Below are 21,405 nucleotides of genomic sequence, written 5' to 3'. Positions count from 1 at the left end.
GACGGTGGCTCACCCACCGCTGCGCGGTGGGTCGGGTCAGGTCATCGGCTCGGTCCACGCGAGCTGCGCGACCTCGATCCCCTTGTCGCGGGTGACGACGCGCGCCCGACCGGGCGGGGCCGGCTGCGGGCGGAGATTGCCGATCAGGGCGCCCTCGTCGCGCGGGCCGGAGAGCAGGATGCCCGGCATGGCGAGGTCGCGCATCGACTGGAGCACCGGTTCGTACGACGCCCGCGACGCCCCGCCGACGCGGCGCGCGACCACGAGGTGCAGCCCGGTGTCGCGGGCCTGCGCCATCAGTGGCTGCAGCGCCTGCACCGGCGAGGACTGCTGGGTCGCGACGAGGTCGTAGTCGTCGACCACGACGAACACCTCCGCACCCGTCCACCACGACCGGTTGCGCAGCTGGTCGGGGGTGACGTCGGGACCGGGGATCCGGCTCTCGAGGTAGGTCGCGATGTCCTTCAACGTCGGCGTCGCCTGGGTGGCGGACGTCAGGTAGTTGAGGAGGTACTCGTCGGGGACCTCGCCGAGCAGGGAGCGGCGGTAGTCGACGACGACGATCTGCGCCTCCTTCGGGGTGCGCGTGCGCATGACCTCCTGCACGTAGTTGCGCAGCAGCGCGCTCTTGCCGGACTGCCCGTCGCCGTACACCAGCAGGTGCGGCTCGGCTGCGACGTCGATGGCGACCGGCGCCAGCTCCTTCTCGTTGATGCCGATGAGGATGCGCTTCTCGTCCACCTTGCGGCGCACGGCGTCCTCGCGGATCTTGTCCAGGCTGATGAGCTCGGGGAGCAGTCGCAGCTTGGGGCCGGGGGCTCCCTTCCAGGCGGCGTTGGCGCGGTCGATGAGGTTGTCGACGCCCTCGCCGAGGCTGACGGCGTCACCGTCACCGTCGACGCGCGGGAGCGCGCCGAGGAAGTGCAGCTTGCTCGGCACGAGGCCGCGACCGGGTCGACCGGTCGGCACGAGGGCCGCCACCTTGCGGTCGATCTCCGAGTCGACGGGGTCGCCGAGTCGCAGCTCGAGCTTGGAACCGAAGACGTCGCGCATGGCCGCGCGGAAGTCGGCCCACCGCGTCGCGGCGGCCACGATGTGCAGGCCGAAGGTCAGGCCGCGACCGGCGAGCTGCTGGAGCTCCATCTCGAGGTCGTCGAACTCCGCGCGCAGCGTGCTCCAGCCGTCGATCACCAGGAACACGTCGCCCCAGCCGTCGTCGGCGCGGCCCTGCGCCCGGCGCAGGCGGTAGGTCTCGATGGAGTCGATGCCGTTCTCGCGGAAGTAGGCCTCGCGCCGGTCGACGACGCCCTGGATCTCGGCCACCACGCGGCGCACGACGTCGGGCTCCGACCGCGTCGCGACACCGGACACGTGCGGGAAGCGCGTCAGCGGGGCGAACGTGCCGCCGCCGAAGTCGAGCACGAAGAACTGCGACTCGGCCGGCGTCGAGACCAGGCCCATGCTCGTGACGATCGTGCGCAGGAGCGTGCTCTTGCCGGAGCGGGGACCACCCACGATGGCGACGTGGCCCGACGCGCCCGACAGGTTGAGCGTCATCGTGTCGCGGCGCTGCTCGCGCGGCCGGTCGACGGTGCCGAGAGGGATCACGAGGCCGTTGAGGTCGCGCCACTGGGGGGAGACCAGGCCGAGCTCGGGGTCCTCGACCAGGTCGGGCATCAGCTCGTCGAGGGTGTCGGGCACGTCGAGCGGCGGCAGCCAGACCTGGTGGGCGGGGTTGCCCACGCCGACCATCCGGCCGACCGCGATGTCGAGCAGCGAGGGCTGCTCGCCCTGCTGCTGCACGGCGACCGGGGCGACCTCTTCCTCGCCCTCGAGGGCCTCGAGCGCCTGCACCTCGGAGATGGTGAAGGGGAGGATGCCGCGCACGTGGCCGCCCTCGTCGCGGCTCACGCGCGCGCGCCCGCTCGGCGGTCCGGAGACGTACGCCGCCTTGAACCGCAGCAGGGTCGACTGGTCGGGCTTGAGGTAGCCGAGGCCGGGGACCGCGGGCAGCTCGTAGGCGTCCGGGACGCCGAGCACCGCGCGGGACTCGCCGGCGGAGAAGGTGCGCAGGCCGACGCGGTAGGACAGGTGGGACTCGAGCCCGCGCAGGCGGCCCTCCTCGAGGCGTTGCGAGGCGAGCAGGAGGTGCAGGCCGAGCGAGCGACCGAGGCGGCCGATGGCCACGAAGAGGTCGATGAACTCCGGCTTGGCCGAGAGCATCTCGGAGAACTCGTCGACCACGATGAACAGCGACGGCATCGGCGCGAGGTCCTCGCCGTTGGCGCGGGCCTTCTCGTAGTCGCGGATCGAGGCGTAGTTGCCGGCGTCGCGGAGCAGCTCCTGGCGGCGCACCATCTCGCCGGACAGGGCGTCCTGCATGCGGTCGACGAGGGTGAGCTCGTTGGCGAGGTTGGTGATGACGGCCGACACGTGCGGCATGTCGGCCATGCCGGCGAACGTCGCGCCGCCCTTGAAGTCGACCAGCACGAGGTTGAGCTGGTCGGGGGAGTGGGTCATCACGAGGCCGAGCACGAGGGTGCGCAGGAACTCCGACTTGCCGGACCCCGTGGCGCCGATGCAGAGCCCGTGCGGGCCCATGCCCTGCTGGGCGGACTCCTTGATGTCGAGGTGGACGAGGCCGCCCGAGTCGCCGATGCCGATGGGCACGCGCAAGCGGTCGCGGGCGGGGCGCGGTCGCCACGAGCTCGACGGGTCGAAGGTGTGGATGTCGCCGAGCCCGAGCAGCTCCATGTGGTCGGGGTTGGCGGAGGTGATGTCGACGGCCGAGCCGGACGCGGCGTCGGCGGACACGGTCTTGAGGGGCGCCATCCGGCGGGCGAACGCCTCGGCCGTGGCCAGGTCGCACTGGTCGATCAGCGCCTTCACCGGCTCCTCGCGGACCCTGACCCCGAGCACGGGCAGCTTGCCGAGCTCGGGTCGACCCTCGGCGAACTGGAGCCGCAGCCGGGTCGAGTCCTCGAGCTCGTCCCAGCGCGCGGGCAGGTCGAGCACGGTCACGCCGTGCAGGCCGTCGGGCGGGACGACGTGGTTGCCGGGCGGCAGGTGGCCGCCGTCGATCACGAGCAGGATGTGCGGCGTCGGCGGTCGCTCGTCGGCGCCGAAGCGCGGTCGGTCGCTGAGGTCGGGGGGCAGCAGGGTGCCGAGGTCGTCGATCGAGGTCCCGACGAGCCGCCGGGGGCCGACCGCGTCGACCTCGCGCGAGCTCTGGGCGTGCGGCAGCCACTTGACCCAGTCCCAGTGGGTCAGGTTGGCCTCCGAGCTGAGCACCGCGACCACGAGCTGGTCGGGGTTGTGGAAGGCGGTGGCCGAGCAGATCATCGCGCGAGCAGCCGAGCGCACGTCCTCCTCGGGACCGCAGAGCTCGATGCGGTCGAAGGCGCGCAGGTCGATGGAGGCCGGCAGGTTGGGCTGCAGGCGGTGCACGACGAGGAGCCGGTGCAGCGCCGATGCGGCGGCCGGGTCGACCTGGTCGATCGGCGCGCTCTCCGGCGGCACGAGCTCCATCGACAGCGGCTGCGAGCACAGGCCGTAGCGCACGTGCAGGTAGTTCTCGTCGCCCGGACCGTGCTCCCACAGTCGCGTCCGGTCCTCGGCGAGGGCCGGCAGGGCGCTCGGCTCGGGGTGGTGCCACATCAGGGCCCGGCGCTGCTGCGCCGCGGCGGAACGGGCGACCTTGCGGATGTTGGCGAGGTAGCGGAGGTACTCCGTGCGCGAGCCGGTGACCTGCTGGGCCCGCTGCTTACGCTGCCGGTCGATCTGCACGATGATGAAGCCGAGGGTGGCGAAGAGGAACATGCCGGCCGCGAGGAAGCTGCGGGTCCGGTTGCCGCCGCCGCCCATGGTCGCCACCAGCACGATGGAGCCGAGGCTGCCGAGCATCGGGATGGCGTTCATCAAGACGCCGCTGGCACCCTCGTTCTCCGTCAGCTCCGGCGGGGGCTGGAGCACGATCTGGCCACCGGGCATCTCCGGCTCGTCGAGCCGTTGCCCGCCTCGCAGTGCAGTGCTCACGCCTGTTCCCCCTAGTGACGCCCGGTCGAGTCGCCATGATGATAGGTGGGGCACGGACGACCTACTACCCTGCACAGGGTCGACCCGCTCCGGAAGGTCGTCGAGGCGCAGACGCAAGGCAGATGCAAGGGGGAGCCGTGTCCGATGTGGTGTCCGAGGTGACTCCCTCCTCGGGGTCCGCCGCCACCATCGCGATCAGCGTCCACGGTCCCGTCGGCGTCATGGACCTCGTCGTGCCGATCGGCGCGACCCCCGTCGACGTGGGCCGCGCCTACGCCGACCAGGCCGGCATGAGCGGCATCCCGTTGCTCCAGACCCCGTTGGGCGAGCACCTGCGTGCCGACCGTGCGCTCGCCGAGATGGGCGTCGAGTCGGGCACCGTGCTGATCGCCGCGACCGGCGTCCGCCGGGCACGCGCCAGCGACGACGACACCCACGCGACGCAGGCCGTCCCCGAGACCCCCGAGGTCGCGGCGGTCGTGACGGTGCTGGCCGCGGGAGCCGCCGCCCTCTCCGCGTGGTACGCCGCACGGGCGGGCAACGACGTCCTGCGCACCGTCACGGTGGGGGTCCTGATGGCGAGCGCGCTCGCCGCGGCCCTGCCCTGGGGGCGGCACGCCCGCCAGCGCACGTCGGCGGCGCCGGCGTTCGCCGCCGCTGCTGCGTTCGCCGCGTTCTTCGAGCCGGGCGACCACCTCATGGCCGCCGTCGTCGCGGTCGGCGCCCTCGCCGCGGCCCTCACCGCAGCGATCACACGGGCGATGGCCCCCGGCCGCGACCAGGTGCTGACCGTGTGGATCGTGGTCGGGTCCGTCGTCTTCGGGGTCTGCGCGATGAGTCCGCTGATGGAGTGGAACGCGCGCGTCTCGTGGGCCGTGCTCATGGTGCTCGCAATGCTCGGCGCGCGGTTCGCCCCGTCCCTGGCCGTCGACGTGCCCGACGAGGCGCTCCTCGACCTCGACCGGCTCGCCGTGACGGCGTGGTCGGCCCGCGACAAGTCGACCGGGCGCCGCGGGCGCCTCGTGATCCCCGAGCCCGCGATGCGCCGTCTGGTGGCCGACGCGACCCGTACGGTGACCGCGTCGTGCGCGGCGATCCTGCTCGTCACGGCGGTCGCGTCGCCGCTGCTGCTGTCGAGCGCCACCATCGACCTCGACCGCATCGGGGCGCGGTGCCTGACCTTCTTCGCAGGTGCCGCGATCCTGCTCGCCGCCCGGCAGTACCGCCACGTCGCGGCCCGGCGCCTGCTCCGCGCCGCCGGTCTGTCCTGCTGGCTGTGGCTGATCGCCTTCGAGGTCGGCGACCTGTCGACCACGTGGCTCACCTGGGCTCTCGTGGTCCTCACCCTGCTGGGGCTGATCAGCCTGGCGGCGGCGGTCGCGACGGGTCGCGGCTGGCGCTCGGTGTGGTGGTCCCGCAGGGCCGAGGTCGCCGAGGGCCTCACGGGTGCCCTGGCGTTCGCCTCGACCGTGGTGGCGTCCGGCCTCTTCCGTGCCCTGTGGGAAATGACTTCCTGATGTTTAGGCCCGGATCGCCCGGGTACATCGATCCCAGCGCGGGGGGTCGGGACGTCTCCCCGGGCGGGACAGCTCCTAGAGCGGGCAGGGTCTCAGCACCACACCACTTCAGAGCACGACCTACACACACCAGTGAACTCTTGCGGGACACACCCGCCGAGGGGGAAGGATTGAGATGACCAACCTCAGCCAGACAGAGAAGGCGCTCTCCAAGGGAGCCGAGTTCGTCAACACCGCGCGTGGCGACGTCAAGGGCAAGTGCAACACGCTCAGCGACCGCGTCGGCGAGATGATGGGCGGATGGGGCGGCCAGGGCGCCACCTCCTTCGGCAACCTGATGGTCGCCTGGCAGGAGAAGCAGGAGACGATCCTCCGGGCGCTCGACCAGCTCGCCACCTCCATGCAGGAGACGGAGAAGGACAACGTCGCGACCGACCAGGGTCAGTCCGACGCCCACCTCAACCTCCAGAACCGCCTCGGCTGACCGCCGCCACCACTCAGACTCAGAAGGAGAAGCACATGTCTTTCGACGGAATCAACGTCCAGCACGGCAAGCTCGACCAGGGTTCGGCCGACGTCCTGACGGCGGCCAAGGACATCCAGACCCGCCTCGACACCCTCGAGGACGAGCTGAAGCCGCTCGCCAGCGACTGGACCGGTGCGGCCAAGGAGGCCTACCGCGAGGCCAAGGCCACCTGGGACAAGGCGATCGCCGACATGATCGCCCTGCTCGAGCAGGCCAGCGTCAACGTGGACACCTCCAACCAGGAGTACAAGGCCGCCGACGCCCGTGGCGCCGGCCGCTTCTGATCCGCATCGGCACCACTGTTCGACCTCAGGCCGGTCGCCCCTCGGGGCGGCCGGCCTCGGTCGTGTCCGGGGCGACCTCGACGCGTCGATCGCCCATATAGTCTGCTCCCGATCGCCGGGCAGGCCACGCGAGGCCCGCGCGCAGTGAGCGCCGAACCACGAAGCACACGGGGGACACCAGCATGAGCCAGACGACGCCCGTCGGATCGGGACTGGTCCGGGTGACCGTCGCCTCGGGGTCGCGCCGGGTCGACCTCGTCCTGCCCGGAGCGGTCCCGGTCGCCGAGCTCGTGCCCGAGCTCGCCCGCAGCGTCGGCATCCTCGACGCCAGCACGGTCTACGGCGGCTACCGACTCGTCGCCCAGGACGGCCGCCGCCTCGCGAGCGACGCCGGGCTGCTGATCCAGGGCATCGAGGACGGTGGTCTCCTCACCGTCGTGGCCGGCATCGACGACGAGGCGCCCCGCGTCTACGACGACATCGTCGAGGCCATGGCCGACGTGGTCGAGCACGAGCTCAAGCCGTGGGAGGCGACCGCCGGTCGCCGGACGGCGCTGGGCGCGGGCGGCCTGCTCCTCGGACTCGGTGCCCTGGCCCTCCTCCTGCAGGGCGAGAGCGTCATGGGCGGCATCGCCGCCGCCACGGCCGCCGGGCTGCTGGTCGTGGGCGGGATCGTGCTGGCCCGGGGCCAGGGTGAGCCCGACGCGGGCGTCGCGGTGGCGCTGCTCGCCGTGCTCTACGCCGGCGTCGCCGGTCTGCTGCTCGCACCCGGCGAGCTCGGTTCCTGGACGTGGCCGATGCCCAACGAGTTCTTCGGGGCGCCGATCGCCACCGCGGGCGGCGCCATGCTGCTCGTCGGCATCGTCGCCGTCGTCGGCCTCGCCGAGGGCCGGTCGCTGGTGATCCCGGCCATCGTGGTCGGCGCGATCCTGACGGCCAGCGGCCTGCTGATGCAGGTCTCGGAGTTCGACCCCAGCGTCGTGTTCACGGTCCTGATGACCCTGGTCGTGCTGGCGGGCAGCATCTTCCCGTGGCTGGCGCTGGGCGTCACCGGCACCCGCGTCGACCAGATCTACTCGCTGCACGACATCACCGCCGACCCCGAGGACATCGACCCGGCACAGGTCGGCGCCGACGCCCGCGTCGCGCACGAGATCCTGCTGGCTGTCTCGGCGACGGTCGGCACGCTGCTCGTGCTGCTGGCGCCGCTCGCGGTGAGCCGCGGCGTCTTCGGCACCATCCTGGCGGCGGTGTGCTGCCTGGCCGTCATGTTCCGCACCCGTCAGTACCGCGCCGGCTCCGAGGTGCTCGCGGGGCTCGTGTCCGGGATCCTCGGGCTCGTCTCGGTGGCGCTGTCGATGCTGCTGATCCACGACGCCTGGCGGGCCGAGGCGGCGATCGCCCTCGCGGTGGTCGGTGCCGTCCTCCTCGTCTCGACGCTCGTGCCCGCCTCGCCGTCCGTGCGACGCGGCCGCATCGGTGACGCGATCGAGACCGCGACCCTGATCTCGCTGCTCCCGCTGATGGTGGTGGCGGCCGGCTTCTTCCACATGATCAAGGGCTGACGCGTGGCCACCAAGAAGGACCTCGTCGAGGCCTACTCCTTCAGCAAGCGCCGCCTCATCACCGCCTTCATCAGCGGTGCACCGGGAGGCCGCGAGGTCGAACCGGTGCGCCCGGGCCGGGTGCTCATCGGCGGGGTCGCGATCTCGCTCCTGCTGCTCGCCGGGGCGGCGATCGCCGGCTTCCTGATCGGTCGTCCCAACTCGCAGTGGCTGGAGGCGGGCAGCTTCGTCACCAGCAAGGACACCGGTGAGCAGTACGTCGTCCTCGAGGGCGGCGACGACCCGGTCATCCGCCGGGTGCCCAACTACATCTCCGCGCAGCTGCTGCTGGGCGAGTCGGACCTCACGCCGTTCCAGGTGCGCGACAAGTACATCCGCGAGATCACCCTCGGCGAGGACCTCGGCATCGACGACGCCCCCGCCGGCCTGCCCGACCCCGACGGCCTGATCCAGGACGGCTGGACGGCGTGCACCGCCCCCGACACCGGGATCCAGGTGGCGATCGACCGGACGCCGACCGTCGACGAGCTGACCGGCTCGGCGTTCCTCGTCCGGAGCGCGAAGAAGCTGTGGCTGATCGCCCCCGACACCGTCGGACCCGACAGCCGCGCCTACCGCTTCGAGATGCCGAGCGACCTCACCCAGGCGGGCACCCTCGCCCAGCGCCTCGGGTTCGGCGCGGTCGAGCAGGCTCCCGCGGTCAGCACCGACTGGCTCAACCTGTTCCGCAGCGGCAGCGCCTTGACCAAGGACGGCTTCGGCGTCACCCGCGAGGGCCAGCCGGCCGACTACGGCGACATCGTCGACACCGACCTCTCGCGCTTCAAGATCGGCGACCTGATCACCACCCCCAACGGGGCCAGCTACCTCCTCGGCGACGACGGGCCGCAGTCGCTCAACGAGTTCTCCACGATGGTGTACGCCGTCGTGGGCTCCGCCGCCCAACCGATCGACGGCGACCTCGACGCGCAGTTCCAGGTCACCGGCTATCCCGCCGAGTGGCCCGACGCGGTGCCCACCGCCGATCCGGCCCCCGAGATGTGCGCCGTGCTGCACCCCGACGCGGACGGCACCACCCGCACCACGCTGGCCGACACCCCGACGGGCGACGCGAGCTCCCAGGGCCTCGCGAAGGGCAGCCACGACGTCGAGGTGCAGCCGGCCGGCGGCGCCTACGTGCAGTCGGGGTCCGACGACGCCGCCACGGAGGGCACGCCGTACGTCATCGACTCGGCCGGCTACAAGTACGAGCTCGTGGGGGCCGAGGTCCCGTCCTACATCGGCTACGGCGACACCACTGCGCCCGTGGTGCCGAGCGCGTGGATGGACTTCTTCGAGGACAAGACCGAGCTGTCGACCAACCTCGCCCGGCGGGTCCCCGAGGACGCGCCGCCGGCCGACGCCGCCGGCGACGGCTCATGACCGCGCTGGCCCGGCGCCGGGGCGTGGGGCTCCTGGCCGCCGGTCTGGTCGGGGCGGTCCTGCCGCTCGCGGGGTCCGTGTCGGTCGCGGGGTCGGGTGCGGCGTACGCCGCCGACGAGGCGCCCTGTCTGCAGGACGTGATCCCGGAGTCCGAGGTGCTGGCCGGCAGCAAGGCGAAGACCAACCCGCCGCTGGAGCGGATGCACGTGCCGCAGGCCCAGGAGGTCACCGACGGCACGGGCGTCAAGGTCGTCGTCATCGACAGCGGCATCCGCGAGGGGCTGGGCATCGACGCCGGCGCCCCGGCTCAGTCGGTGCCGGAGACGTCAGGCCCGCTGCTGTCCGGGCACGGCACCCTCGTCGGAGGGCTGATCGCCGGGCCCGACGGGGTGGCTCCGGGAGCCCAGGTGATCGACATCCGGGTCTTCGACAAGACGGACGCGGACGTCTCGCAGGGGGAGAAGGCCGTCACGTCCGAGGGGATCGCCGCCGGCATCCGGCAGGCGATCGCGCTGCACGCGACGACCAAGTTCCAGGTCGTCAACATCTCGCTCTCGGTCCCGACCGACGACCCGACCCTGCGGGCGGCGGTCAAGGACCTGCTCGCGAAGGACGTCGTGGTGGTCGCCTCGGCCGGCAACGCCGGCGACGAGTCGGACACCTTCAAGGGCACCCCCGACAACGACGCGACGGTCTATCCCGCGGACTACCCCGGCGTGCTGGCCGTGAGCGCGGCCCCGCCGCCGGGAGGCAGCCCGATCGGCTCGGTGGTGCCCAACAAGGACACCGACCTCGCGGCCCCGACCCTCGAGGCGATCTCGGTGAACGCCAACGGCCAGCGGTGCACCTTCGACGAGGTCGCGACCTCGTGGGCGGCCGCCGAGGTCAGCGGCGTGGTCGCGATGCTGCGCGCGCACTACCCTCGCGACACGGCGAAGCAGACGATCGCCCGGCTGCTGGCCACCACGGAGGGTTCGGAGGAGGCGCGCAACCCGTGGACCGGTGCGGGCATCGTGCAGGCCCACGACGCGCTGACCCGCTCCCTCGACCCCGGGCGAAGCGGGAAGATCGAGCGCTCGACGGCCCAGGACCGCCGCGACTCGATGCCGCCCCCGCCGCCGGCCCGCCTGGACCTGTTCGGGTCCTCGCGCGCCCTGCTGCTGTGGTTCGGCCTCGGCGGTGGCGCGCTGATGGCGCTGGCCTTCATGTTGCGGTCCCTGTCACGCCGGTGATCTCGCTTCGGTGATCTCACGCCGCTGATCTCACGCCGGCGATCTTCGGTCCGGTGCGTGAGCCACGTTCCGTGGCCGGGGAAGGTGGGTGGGTCACCGCTGCCGGGTGCGTCGGACGCGACGCGCCGACCCGCCGGTGCGTGAGCCACGTTCCGGGGCCGGGGAAGGTGGGTGGGTCACCGCCGGGGGACGAGGTCAGCGCGCGGCGGCCGCCTCGACGAGCGCCGCGAACAGCCCGGCGTCGGCGGCCATCTCGGGGTGCCACTGCACGGCGACGCACAGCCGCTCGCCCGGCGCCTCCATCGCCTCGAGCAGTCCCTCGTCCGACCAGGCCGCGGCCGTGAACCCCGGGTGCTCGCGCACCGACTGGTGGTGGTGGCAGTGGACGACACCGGTCGGTCCGATGAGGGAGGCCAGCCTGCTGTCCGGGGCGACCGACACCGAGGTCGAGCCGAAGGCGTCGGCGCCCGGGCTGTGCCGCTCGTGGCCGACCACGTCCGGCACGTGCTGCTCGAGGACGCCACCGGCGTGCACGGCCATCACCTGCATGCCGCGACACACGCCGAGCACGGGCAGGCCGGTCGTGTCCGCGGCGTCGAGCAGCGCCAGCTCCCAGGCGTCGCGGTCGTCGCGCCAGGCCGCGGTGCGCTCGTGCGGTTCCTCCCCGTACGCCGCGGGGGAGACGTCCGCGCCGCCGCTGATCACCAACGCGTCGAGCCGGGCGACGACGGAGGTCGCCGCGGCGGCGTACGGCATGGTCGGCGGGAGCAGGACGGGCACGCCCCCCGCCGCCTCGATCGAGCGGGCGTAGACCGTCGGCAGGAGGTCGGCCTTCTGGTCCCACACCCCCCAGCGTGCGTCCTCGCGGTAGGTGCTGAGCCCGATGAGCGGGCGGCTCACAGGGGGGTCACGTACGCGCCCGAGATGCCGCCGTCGACGAGGAACGTCGAGGCGGTCATGAAGGACGACTCGTCGGAGGCGAGGAAGAGCACGGCGTTGGCCATCTCCTCGGGCTCACCGAAGCGGCCCATCGGGACGTGCACGAGCCGGCGGGCGGCGCGCTCGGCGTCCTTGGCGAACAGCTCCTGCAGCAGCGGGGTGTTGACCGGGCCGGGGCACAGGGCGTTGACCCGCACGCCCTCGCGGGCGAACTGCACCCCGAGCTCGCGGGTCATCGACAGCACGCCGCCCTTGGAGGCGGAGTAGGAGATCTGCGAGGTGGCGGCGCCCATCACCGCGACGAAGGAGGCGGTGTTGATGATCGAGCCCTTGCCCTGCTCGATCATGTAGGGCAGGGCAGCCTTGCAGCAGAGGTAGACGCTGGTGAGGTTGACCTCCTGCACCTTGCGCCACGCATCGAGCTCGGTGGTGAGGATCGAGTCGTCCTCGGGCGGGCTGATGCCGGCGTTGTTGAAGGCGATGTCGACCGAGCCGTAGGTGTCCTTGGCCGTCGTGAAGAGCGCGTCGACCTCGTCCTTGCTCGTGACGTCGACGTGGACGTACGTGACTGAGCCGCCTTCTCTGGAGAGCTCGTCGGCGAGCTCGGCGCCGCGCGCGTCGTCGAGGTCACCGATCACCACCTTCGCGCCCTCCTCGAGGAAGCGGCGCACGGTCGCCAGACCGATGCCGGAGCATCCCCCGGTGATGACGGCGACCTTGCCTTCGAGACGTCCGGCCATGGTGGTTCCTTCCTGAAGTGCGCGGGTCAGTCCTGCGCGATGAAGACGTTCTTCTCCTCGGTAAACGCCTGGGGCGCGTCGGGGCCGAGCTCGCGGCCGAGGCCGGACTGCTTGTAGCCGCCGAACGGGGTCCAGTAGCGCACCGAGGAGTGGGAGTTGACGCTGAGGTTGCCCGCCTCCACGCCGCGAGCCACGCGCAGGGCGCGGCCGACGTCGCGGGTGAAGATCGAGCCGGACAGACCGTACTCGGTGTCGTTGGCCAGCCGGATCGCGTCCTCCTCGTCGTCGAAGGGCATCACCGCGACGACCGGTCCGAAGACCTCCTCGCGCCAGATCGGCATCGCCGGGTCGTCGGCCAGCACGACCGTCGGGGGCACCCAGAAGCCGCCTGCCTGATCGTCCGAGTCGGGCGTCGTGCCGGTGAAGGCGGTCTCGACGCCGGACAGGTAGCCGGTGACGACCTCCTTCTGCCTCGCCGAGACCAGCGGTCCCATCTCGCTCGCCGGGTCGGCCGGGTCGATCACCTTCATCGCCCTGACGGCGGTCTCGAGGCGGCCGAGGAACTCGTCGTACGCCGATCGCTGCACCAGGATCCGCGAGCGCGCGCAGCAGTCCTGGCCGGCGTTGTCGAAGACGGCGTACGGCGCGAGCGCGGCCGCCCTCGCGACGTCGGCGTCGGCGAAGACGATGTTGGCGCTCTTGCCGCCCAGCTCGAGGGTCACGCGCTTCACCTGGTCGGCGCACCCGCGCATGATCTGCTTGCCGACCTCGGTCGAGCCGGTGAAGCAGACCTTGCGCACCAACGGGTGGGTGACGAAGCGCTCGCCCACGACCGAGCCCTTGCCGGGGATGACCGTCAGCACGCCCTCGGGCAGGCCGGCCTCCAGCGCGAGCTCGCCGAGCCGGATCGCCGTCATCGGCGTGAGCTCGGCCGGCTTCAGCACGACGGTGTTGCCGGCGGCCAGCGCGGGGCCGAAGCCCCAGCCGGCGATCGGCATCGGGAAGTTCCAGGGCACGATGATCCCGACGACGCCGAGGGGCTCGTGGATGGTCACGTCGATGCCACCCGGCACCGGGATCTGGCGGCCGAACAGCCGCTCCGGGGCGGCGGAGTAGTAGTTGAGGACGTCGCGGACGTTGCCCGCCTCCCACCGCGCGTTGCCGAGGGTGTGCCCCGCGTTGCGCACCTCGAGCTGGGCCAGCTCGTCGATGTGGGCGTCGACGACCGCGGCGAACGAGCGGAGCAGCCGCGCGCGCTCGCCCGGGGGCACGTCCCGCCAGGCGGGGAACGCCTCGTGCGCGCGCTCGATGAGGGCGTCGGTCTCCTCGACGGAGGCCAGCGCGACCTCGGCCACCGGCTGCCCGGTGCTCGGGTTGATGACTTCGTAGGTCGTCATGTCACATCCGTTCGAAGCTTCGCCGGAGCTCCCAGTCGGTGACGGCGGCACCGAAGGCCGCGAGCTCGACGTCGGCCATGTTCGTGTAGTGGTCGACGACATCGTCCCCGAAGGCCTTCCGGGCGATCCCAGAGGCATGGAAGGCGTCGCGCGCGTCCCGCAGCGTGGCGGGCACGCGCGGGCGACCGGACGTGTAGGCGTTGCCCTCCAGCGGTGGCTCGAGCTCGAGGCCCTCCTCGATCCCGTGCAGGCCGCCGGCCATCATCGCGGCGATCGCGAGGTAGGGGTTGACGTCGCCGCCCGGCACCCGGTTCTCCATCCGGGCGCCCGCTCCGCGGCCCACGAGGCGTACGGCGCAGGTGCGGTTGTCCTCGCCCCAGGCGATCGCCGTCGGCGCGAACGAGCCGTCGGCGAACCGCTTGTAGGAGTTGATGTTGGGGGCGTAGAGCAGCGTGAAGTCGGCCATCGTCGCGAGCACCCCCGCGACGAAGCTGTCGTAGAGCGGTGAGCGCTTCTCGTCCTCCCAGAACACGATGTCGCCGTCCCGCCCGCGCAGCGAGAGGTGGATGTGGCACGAGCTGCCCTCGCGCTCGTTGAACTTCGCCATGAAGGTCAGCGACTTGCCGTGCTGGGCGGCGATCTCCTTGGCGACGGTCTTGTAGACGGCGTGGTTGTCGGCGGTGACCAGCACGTCGGCGTACAGGAAGCCGATCTCGTGCTGGCCCAGGTTGCACTCGCCCTTCGCGCCCTCGACGTCGAGCCCGGCGGCGTACATGGTGTTGCGGATGTCGCGCAGCAGCGGCTCGACCCGGGTGGTGCCGACGATGGAGTAGTCGACGTTGTACTGGTTGACCGGGGTGAGGCCGCGGTAGGCGGCGTCGTGCGCCTCCTCGTAGGTGTCCTCGAAGGCGATGAACTCCAGCTCGGTGCCGGCGACCGCGTCGTAGCCGAGGTCGGCGGCGCGCTGCTGCTGCGCCTTGAGGATGCTCCGCGGCGACTGCACCACGGGACTGTGGTCGGGCCAGACGAGGTCGCACTGCACCATCGCGGTGGCCGGCAGGTGCGTGAGGACGCGGATCGTGTCGAGGTCGAGGACGAACTCCATGTCGCCGTACCCCCGCTCCCACGAGGTGATCGCGTAGCCGCCGACCGTGTTCATGTCGATGTCGACACCGAGCAGGTAGTTGCAGCCCTCGGTGCCGTGGCCGAGGACGACGTCGACGAAGTAGTGCCCGTGCAGCCGCTTGCCCTGGAGGCGTCCCTGCATGTCGGTGAAGGCGACGACCACCGTGTCGATCTCACCGGCCCGGATCCGGGCCGTCAGCTCGTCGACGTCGAGGTGCCTGTCGTTGCGGGTCATGTGCGTCCTATCCCAGCAGGCCGCGCAGGAGCGCGGCGGTGTCGTCGCAGTGCTGTTCCATGGCCCGGCGCGCCCGGGTGGGCTCGCCGCCGAGGATGGCCTGGATGATCGCCCGGTGCTGGCGCGTCGAGTGCTCGATGTTGACCTGCAGCACCGGGATCGCCTGGAGCAGGTCGTGCAGGCACGCCTGCACCTCGGTGACCGAGGCGATGGTCATGGGGGAGCCCGTCACCGAGGCGATGGCGAGGTGCAGCCGCGAGTCGGCCTGGCGGTGCGCGGCCTCGTCGGGGGCCTGGTCGACCTCGGTGAGCGCGGTGGTGAGCACCATCTTCTCGGCGGCGCTCAGGGTCCGGCTCGCCGCGATGTGGCAGGCGCCCGGCTCCACGACGCGGCGGAAGGTCAGCGAGTCGAGCAGGTGCTCGGTGCGGCCGGCGAGGCCGGGCGAGCCGTCCGTCGAGGGCGCCTCGGGGCGGAAGGACACCACCGTGCCGCCGCCGCGGCCGCGCTTGGTCTCGACCATGTCGGCCATCCGGAGCGCCGCGATCGCCTCGCGCAGGGTGGCCCGCGAGACGCCCATCCGCTCGGCGAGGTCGCGCTCGGTCGGCAACGGCGCTCCGTGGGGGTAGACCCCCAGCCGGATCGCCGTCGCCAGCTGCTCGACGCAGCCCTCGAAGGCGTGGTGGCCACGCACCGGACGGAGGACGACGTCGCCGAGGTGGTCGGCTGCCCGAGCGGCGTTCATGTCGGCGAGGATGTCAGGGCGGAGGTGAGGGACGCTCAGGGGATCTCGGCCGGGTCGATCGTGCGGATCGGTCCCTTGAACCACTTCTTGGCCGAGACCTCCCACCAGATCGTGATGCCGATCAGGACACCGAGCGTGACGATCGGCGAGTAGTTCACGAACTTCCACTCGAACAGGTCGCTGCCCGGCAGCCCGCCGATGTAGGCCGGCCACATCAGGAAGAGGACGACGATGACGATCTCGGCGACCGCGAGCGGGTTCATCCACTTGTACTTCGCGCCGTTGTTCCACTCGCCCACCTCGAAGTTCTCGCCGTGCTTCCAGCGCAGCCAGATCGGGATGGCGAAGGAGAGGTAGAGCCCGGCGACCGCGATCGAGGTGACGGCGAAGAACGCGATCGGCGAGATGATCGGCGCCTCCTCGGTGCCGATGTTGACCTCGACCAGGGCCGGCAGGGTGACGATCGCGGCGCACACGGCCACGAACAGCACGGCCTTGGCCGGCACCTTGCTGGCCGTCAGCTGGGACCAGTGCTTCGATCCCGGCACCGCGCGGTCGCGGCTGAAGGCGTAGGTCATGCGGGAGGCCGACGTCATGCAGGAGACCGCGCAGAAGAGCTGGCCGGCCGACGAGATGAACAGCACGAAGCCGGCCCAGTTGGAGCCGAGGGCGGCGTTGAAGATCGGGGCCACGCCGCCGGCGCCCAGCGAGTTGTCGGGGTTGCCGTCGGCACCGTTGGGGACCGCGAAGACCACGCACAGCAGGAGGATGTAGCCGCCGATCGCGGAGTAGAGGATCGACTGCCAGATCCCCTTCGCGGCGCCGGTCGAGGCGCCGACCGTCTCCTCGCTCAGGTGGGCGCAGGCGTCGAAGCCGGTGATCGTGTACTGCGTCAGCAGGAAGCCGAACGGGATGACGGCGAAGAGGAAGACGAAGCTCGACGTGCTGCCGTCGGAGTAGCCCGAGTTGTTGATCCGCTCGGTGAACACGTAGCTGAAGCTCTGGTGGGTGTCGGGGACGATCAGCAGGATCAGCACGATGGCCGCCGCGCCGGCGACGTGCCACCACACCGACACGTTGTTCATGATCGCCATCAGGTGGCTGCTGAAGATGTTGAGCAGCGAGGCGATCGCCAGGACGACCACGAAGATCAAGAAGACGCGCGTGAGGTTGTAGTCGGCGGCGTACGACTCCGACCAGGTGCTGAGCGTGAGGTCGATGAAGGTCGCGCAGCCGTACGCCACCCCGGCGGTGACGGCGACGAGACCCACGAGGTTGAGCCAGCCGGTGTAGAAGCCGGCGCGCGGGCCGCCGAGCTTGGCGGCCCACCAGTAGATGCCGCCCGACGTCGGGTAGGCCGAGACGAGCTCCGACATCGTGAAGCCGATGATCAGGATGAAGACGCTGATGATCGGCCACGACCACGAGATCGAGATCGGGCCACCGTTGTTCCAGCCCGCGCCGAAGTTGGTGAAGCAGCCCGCCAGGATCGAGATGATCGAGAAGGAGATGGCGAAGTTGGAGAAGCCGGACCAGCTGCGATTCAGGTCCTGGCTGTAGCCCATCTCGGCGAGCCGCTTCGCATCCGCGTCCATCGGCTTGTCGTCAGTCGCGCTCATGACATCTCCCTCTTGCCTGATGACCTGAATCTCGTCAGTGTGGGCCGGGTCACAGAGAGGTGTCAATGGCATGACCTTAGACCTTTACCGCTCTCGGCTCGACGAGATCCCGTGGCTGCGGGGTCGGACCTACGACGTGCAGCAGCTGCCGGGCGGGCTGACCAACGTCAACCTCAAGGTCACGCTGCCGGGCGGGTCGGTGGTCGTGCGCATCGCCCAGCCGGGCAGCGAGCTGCTGGCGATCGACCACGACGTCGAGCACCTCAACTCGCTCGCCGCCGCCGAGGCGGGGGTCGGTGCCCCGGTGGTCGACCACCTGCCCGAGGCCGGCCTGATGGTCGTGGGGTACGTCGAGGGGCGCACCTTCACCGATGACGACCTGCGCGACAGCGCGCAGCTGCCGCGCGTCGCCGCCGCCTGTCGCCGGCTCCACGCGGGGCCGCGCTTCGTCAACGACTTCGACATGTTCGCGATCCAGGCCCGTTACCTCGCCACGGTGCGCGAGCGTGGCTTCCGGCTGCCCGAGCGCTACGTCGACTTCGAGGAGCAGCGCGACCGGATCAGGGCGGCGTTCGCCGTACGCCCCGAGCCGAGCGTGCCGTGCAACAACGACCTGCTCGCGGGCAACTTCATCGACGACGGCACGAAGATCTGGCTGATCGACTACGAGTACAGCGGCAACAACGACGCGTGCTTCGAGCTCGGCAACGTCTGGAGCGAGGCCGGCCTGTCCCTCGACCAGCTCGACGAGCTGATGGCCGCCTACGACGGCACCCTGCTGCGACACCGGGTCGCGCGGGCGCGACTGTGGGGGCTGATGTCGAAGTACGGCTGGACGCTGTGGGGATCGATCCAGGACGCCGTCAGCGACATCGACGTCGACTTCTGGGAGTGGGCGTTGGAGAAGTACGACCGCGCCGTCGCCGAGTTCGAGGGGCCAGACTTCGAGCGGCTGCTGGAGGAGGTGACCCGTGCCGACTGACGCCCTCCCCTCCCGTGCCCAGGTCGTCGTCGTCGGTGGCGGCGTGATCGGCACCAGCGTCGCCTACCACCTCACCAAGCTCGGCTGGACCGACGTGCTGCTGCTCGAGCAGGGACGGTTGTCGTCCGGCACGACGTGGCACGCGGCCGGCCTCGTCGGCCAGCTGCGCGCCTCGGAGAGCGGCACGCGGCTGGTGCAGTACTCCGCGCAGCTCTACGCCTCGCTGGAGGCCGAGGTCGGACTGTCGACCGGGTGGAAGCCGGTGGGCGGTGTCACCGTCGCGCGCACCGCGGACCGGATGACGCAGCTGCGGCGTACGGCGGCGAGTGCCGACGCCTACGGCCTCGACTGCACGCTGCTCACCCCGGCCGAGGCGCGCGAGCGCTGGCCGGTGATGCAGGTCGACGACCTCGTCGGCGCGATCTGGCTGCCCGGGGACGGGACCGCCAACCCGACCGACCTGACCCAGGCGCTGGCCCGCGGCGCGCGCCTGGGTGGCGCGCGGATCCACGAGAAGGTGCGGGTGCTGGACGTGCTCGTGACGGACGGCCGCGCGACGGGGGTGCGCACGGACGCCGGCGACGTCGAGGCCGACGTGGTCGTCAACTGCGCCGGCCAGTGGGCCAAGCAGGTCGGGCTGATGGCGGGGGTGACCGTCCCCCTGCACTCCGCCGAGCACTTCTACGTCGTGACCGAGCAGCTCGGCGGCGTACGCCCCGACCTGCCGATCCTGCGCGACCCCGACGGCTGGACGTACTTCAAGGAGGAGGTCGGCGGGCTGGTCGTCGGCGGCTTCGAGCCCGAGGCCAAGCCGTGGGTGGCGCCGGACCAGATCCCCCACCCGTTCGAGTTCCAGCTGCTCGAGGAGGACTGGGAGCACTTCTCGGTGCTCATGGAGAGCGCGATCGAGCGCATCCCCGCGCTGCGCGAGACGGGCATCCGCACGTTCTACAACGGCCCCGAGAGCTTCACGCCCGACAACCAGTTCATCCTCGGCCGCGCACCCGAGGTGCCGAACGTCTTCGTCGGCGCCGGCTTCAACTCCGTCGGCATCGCCTCGGCCGGTGGAGCAGGCCGGGCCCTCGCCGAGTGGATCGTGGAGGGCGAGCCGACCTCCGACCTGACCGCCGTCGACATCCGCCGGTTCGCGCGGTTCCACGGCAACAACCGGTGGCTGCGTGCCCGCGTCGCCGAGGTGCTCGGGCTGCACTACGAGATCCCGTGGCCCCACCGCGAGATGCGGACCGCGCGGCCGTTCCGACGATCACCGCTGCACGACCGGCTCGCCGCGTCGAACGCCTCCTTCGGCTCGAGGATGGGCTGGGAGCGACCGAGCTTCTTCGCCCCGCCCGGGGTCTCGCCGGAGGTCGCGCACACGTGGGCCAAGCCGGGCTGGCTGCCCTGGGTGGAGGCCGAGGTGACGAGCACCCGCACGGGCGTCACGGTCTTCGACCAGACCTCCTTCTCGAAGTACCTCGTCACCGGGCCCGACGCCGAGCGTGCGCTGCAGTGGCTGTGCACGGCGGACGTCGCCGTCGCTCCGGGTCGCACCGTCTACACCGGGCTGCTCAACGCCCGTGGCACCTACGAGTCGGACCTGACGGTCACCCGGCTCTCGGCCACCGACTACCTCCTGGTCAGCAGCGCCGCCACGACCGTGCGCGACCAGGACCACCTGCGGCGACAGATGCCCGCCGGCTGCGCGGCGACCGTCGTCGACGTGACGTCGTCCTACGCCGTGCTCGGCGTCATGGGACCGCGCTCACGCGAGCTGCTCTCCCGGCTGACGTCGGCCTCGCTGACGGACTTCCCGTTCGGGACCAGCCGCGAGATCGACCTCGGGCACGCGACCGTGCGCGCCACCCGGATCACCTATGTCGGCGAGCTGGGCTGGGAGATCTACGTCCCGACCGAGCTCGCGGTCGGGGTCCACGAGGACCTGATGTCCGCCGGGGCGGACCTCGGGGTGATGAACGGCGGCTACCACGCCATCGAGTCGTTGCGGCTGGAGAAGGGCTACCGCGCGTTCGGGCGCGAGCTGACGCCCGACCACACGCCGGTCGACGCCGGGCTGCTGTTCGCCTGCAAGCTGCGGACCGACGTCGACTTCCTGGGGCGTACGGCGCTCGAGGCGGCCCGCGCCCGGGGCCCGCTCCGCAAGCTCGTCTCCTTCGCCGTCGCGAGCCCCGAGCCGATGCTGTGGGGCGGGGAGCTCGTGCTCCGGGACGGCGCCCCCGCCGGGCAGGTCACCTCCGCCGCGTGGAGCCCGACGCTGGGCTCGTGCGTGGGGCTGGCCTACCTCTGGGATCCCGGTGGCGCGCCCATCGATGCGGAGTGGGTGCGCGCAGCGACGTACGCCGTGGACGTGGGCGGTGTCCGCGTGCCGGTCACGGTGTCACTCCGGCCGCTCGTCGACCCTGAGGGGCTGCGGATCAAGGCGTAGCCGCGTCCCGGGCCGCGTGGACACCGGCGAGCGCGGCCAGCATGAGCAGGCCGTCCGCGACGGCCAGCCACGAGATGTTGGCGACGTGTGCGACCGGGAACAGCACCGCGCCCGCCGCCAGGGCGACCCAGACCCGCCGCGGCAGCCGGTCGCGCAGCGCGACGGCCGCGACCACGAAGGTGAGCGGGAAGAAGAAGCCCATGCTCTTGAAGAGGTTGGCCGGTGCGGCGTCCTCCATGAACAGGTCGTTGCCGCCGAGAGCGACGTGGACGGTGTTCTCACCGACACCCGCATTGCCGACGACACCCAGCACGGCGATCACGGCGAGCACGGCCTGGGTCCGCCCCGAGGTCATGGTGACGAGCCGCAGCGCGGTGGCGGCGTAGACGACCGCGGCCAGGACGTGCAACGCGCCGGTCGGGCCGTCCCACCAGCCACGGACGGCATAGGTCGTGTCGAGGAACAGGTAGCAGAGCGGTCCAGCGATCAGGGCCAGGTCGAGCAGGCGGCCCAGCGGCGCGGTGGGGTCGTGCTTCATGGAGTCTCCTTCGGTCCGTCGGTCGGGCTCCAGCGTCGAGTCGTCCTGCCGCGCGCACCACCGG

General features: G+C 71.6%; 16 protein-coding genes. 8 read left to right on the top strand and 8 right to left on the bottom strand.

Annotation, left to right across the window (positions count from 1 at the left end; all coding sequences use genetic code 11):
* Positions 1 to 36: 36 nt before the first annotated feature.
* Positions 37 to 4,035: a type VII secretion protein EccCa gene (gene eccCa, locus C7S10_RS04105; RefSeq protein ID WP_243395188.1), complete on the bottom strand. Its 3,999-nt coding sequence runs from the start codon at positions 4,033 to 4,035 to the stop codon at positions 37 to 39.
* A 137-nt stretch (positions 4,036 to 4,172) separates the two neighbouring features.
* Here eccCa and C7S10_RS04100 point away from each other — a divergent pair, with 137 nt between their 5' ends.
* The 6 genes from C7S10_RS04100 to C7S10_RS04075 all read left to right on the top strand — a co-directional run bounded on the left by C7S10_RS04100 (position 4,173) and on the right by C7S10_RS04075 (position 10,581).
* Entirely contained in the window at positions 4,173 to 5,552 is a 1,380-nt protein-coding gene (locus C7S10_RS04100; protein WP_108343077.1) for a hypothetical protein, read from the top strand.
* Between the two features lie 175 nt (positions 5,553 to 5,727).
* Complete coding sequence (locus C7S10_RS04095) at positions 5,728 to 6,036, top strand: WXG100 family type VII secretion target (RefSeq protein ID WP_108343076.1); 309 nt, start codon at positions 5,728 to 5,730, stop codon at positions 6,034 to 6,036.
* 35 nt (positions 6,037 to 6,071) lie between these two features.
* Entirely contained in the window at positions 6,072 to 6,362 is a 291-nt protein-coding gene (locus tag C7S10_RS04090) for a WXG100 family type VII secretion target (protein WP_108343075.1), read from the top strand.
* Positions 6,363 to 6,544: 182 nt separating this feature from the next.
* On the top strand, positions 6,545 to 7,927 hold the full coding sequence (gene eccD, locus C7S10_RS04085) for a type VII secretion integral membrane protein EccD (protein WP_108343074.1): 1,383 nt from the start codon (positions 6,545 to 6,547) through the stop codon (positions 7,925 to 7,927).
* 3 nt (positions 7,928 to 7,930) lie between these two features.
* The gene (locus C7S10_RS04080; RefSeq protein ID WP_108343073.1) at positions 7,931 to 9,349 is read left to right on the top strand and encodes a type VII secretion protein EccB; all 1,419 of its coding nucleotides are present in this window, start codon (positions 7,931 to 7,933) and stop codon (positions 9,347 to 9,349) included.
* Positions 9,346 to 10,581, top strand: coding sequence for a S8 family serine peptidase (locus C7S10_RS04075; RefSeq protein ID WP_108343072.1), 1,236 nt, complete (start codon positions 9,346 to 9,348; stop codon positions 10,579 to 10,581). The genes C7S10_RS04080 and C7S10_RS04075 overlap by 4 nt, the downstream gene beginning before the upstream one ends.
* 195 nt (positions 10,582 to 10,776) lie before the next feature.
* Here the strand turns inward: C7S10_RS04075 and C7S10_RS04070 are convergent, their stop codons facing one another.
* From C7S10_RS04070 to C7S10_RS04045, 6 genes are read right to left on the bottom strand one after another with little or no spacing between them, the layout of a single operon-like run.
* Entirely contained in the window at positions 10,777 to 11,481 is a 705-nt protein-coding gene (locus C7S10_RS04070; RefSeq protein WP_108343071.1) for a gamma-glutamyl-gamma-aminobutyrate hydrolase family protein, read from the bottom strand.
* Entirely contained in the window at positions 11,478 to 12,260 is a 783-nt protein-coding gene (locus tag C7S10_RS04065) for a 3-oxoacyl-ACP reductase (RefSeq protein ID WP_108343070.1), read from the bottom strand. Before C7S10_RS04065 ends, C7S10_RS04070 begins: the two co-directional genes overlap by 4 nt.
* Positions 12,261 to 12,286: 26 nt before the next feature.
* Positions 12,287 to 13,657, bottom strand: a complete 1,371-nt coding sequence (locus C7S10_RS04060; protein WP_108343069.1) for an aldehyde dehydrogenase family protein — start codon at positions 13,655 to 13,657, stop codon at positions 12,287 to 12,289.
* 1 nt (position 13,658) lies between these two features.
* A complete protein-coding gene (locus C7S10_RS04055; RefSeq protein ID WP_108343068.1) occupies positions 13,659 to 15,017 on the bottom strand; it encodes a glutamine synthetase family protein in 1,359 nt (452 codons plus the stop codon).
* Positions 15,018 to 15,024: 7 nt separating this feature from the next.
* Positions 15,025 to 15,759, bottom strand: a complete 735-nt coding sequence (locus tag C7S10_RS04050) for a FadR/GntR family transcriptional regulator (protein WP_108343067.1) — start codon at positions 15,757 to 15,759, stop codon at positions 15,025 to 15,027.
* 35 nt (positions 15,760 to 15,794) lie between these two features.
* Positions 15,795 to 17,378, bottom strand: coding sequence for an amino acid permease (locus C7S10_RS04045; protein WP_108343066.1), 1,584 nt, complete (start codon positions 17,376 to 17,378; stop codon positions 15,795 to 15,797).
* A gap of 70 nt (positions 17,379 to 17,448) precedes the next feature.
* On the opposite strand from C7S10_RS04045, the gene C7S10_RS04040 reads away from it, so the two are divergent.
* Together C7S10_RS04040 and C7S10_RS04035 are read left to right on the top strand one after the other, a co-directional pair.
* Positions 17,449 to 18,360, top strand: coding sequence for a choline/ethanolamine kinase family protein (locus tag C7S10_RS04040; RefSeq protein ID WP_108343065.1), 912 nt, complete (start codon positions 17,449 to 17,451; stop codon positions 18,358 to 18,360).
* Entirely contained in the window at positions 18,350 to 20,803 is a 2,454-nt protein-coding gene (locus C7S10_RS04035; protein WP_108343064.1) for a GcvT family protein, read from the top strand. Before C7S10_RS04040 ends, C7S10_RS04035 begins: the two co-directional genes overlap by 11 nt.
* Here the strand turns inward: C7S10_RS04035 and C7S10_RS04030 are convergent.
* On the bottom strand, positions 20,793 to 21,341 hold the full coding sequence (locus C7S10_RS04030; RefSeq protein WP_108343063.1) for a hypothetical protein: 549 nt from the start codon (positions 21,339 to 21,341) through the stop codon (positions 20,793 to 20,795). The genes C7S10_RS04035 and C7S10_RS04030 overlap by 11 nt on opposite strands.
* Positions 21,342 to 21,405: the final 64 nt, after the last annotated feature.

The sequence above is a fragment of the Nocardioides currus genome, from assembly GCF_003057875.1.
In the GTDB taxonomy this organism is placed as follows: domain Bacteria; phylum Actinomycetota; class Actinomycetes; order Propionibacteriales; family Nocardioidaceae; genus Nocardioides; species Nocardioides currus.
Note: the sequence above shows the minus strand (reverse complement) of the source record. Positions and strands in the feature narration are given on the sequence as shown.

Coding starts and splice junctions, on each gene's coding strand:
- eccD (WP_108343074.1), top strand. CDS start 6,545: ATGAGCCAGACGACGCCCGTCGGATCGGGACTGGTCCGGGTGACCGTC.
- C7S10_RS04030 (WP_108343063.1), bottom strand. CDS start 21,341: ATGAAGCACGACCCCACCGCGCCGCTGGGCCGCCTGCTCGACCTGGCC.
- C7S10_RS04040 (WP_108343065.1), top strand. CDS start 17,449: ATGACCTTAGACCTTTACCGCTCTCGGCTCGACGAGATCCCGTGGCTG.
- C7S10_RS04060 (WP_108343069.1), bottom strand. CDS start 13,657: ATGACGACCTACGAAGTCATCAACCCGAGCACCGGGCAGCCGGTGGCC.
- C7S10_RS04050 (WP_108343067.1), bottom strand. CDS start 15,759: ATGAACGCCGCTCGGGCAGCCGACCACCTCGGCGACGTCGTCCTCCGT.
- C7S10_RS04075 (WP_108343072.1), top strand. CDS start 9,346: ATGACCGCGCTGGCCCGGCGCCGGGGCGTGGGGCTCCTGGCCGCCGGT.
- C7S10_RS04095 (WP_108343076.1), top strand. CDS start 5,728: ATGACCAACCTCAGCCAGACAGAGAAGGCGCTCTCCAAGGGAGCCGAG.
- C7S10_RS04045 (WP_108343066.1), bottom strand. CDS start 17,378: ATGAGCGCGACTGACGACAAGCCGATGGACGCGGATGCGAAGCGGCTC.
- C7S10_RS04055 (WP_108343068.1), bottom strand. CDS start 15,017: ATGACCCGCAACGACAGGCACCTCGACGTCGACGAGCTGACGGCCCGG.
- C7S10_RS04090 (WP_108343075.1), top strand. CDS start 6,072: ATGTCTTTCGACGGAATCAACGTCCAGCACGGCAAGCTCGACCAGGGT.
- C7S10_RS04065 (WP_108343070.1), bottom strand. CDS start 12,260: ATGGCCGGACGTCTCGAAGGCAAGGTCGCCGTCATCACCGGGGGATGC.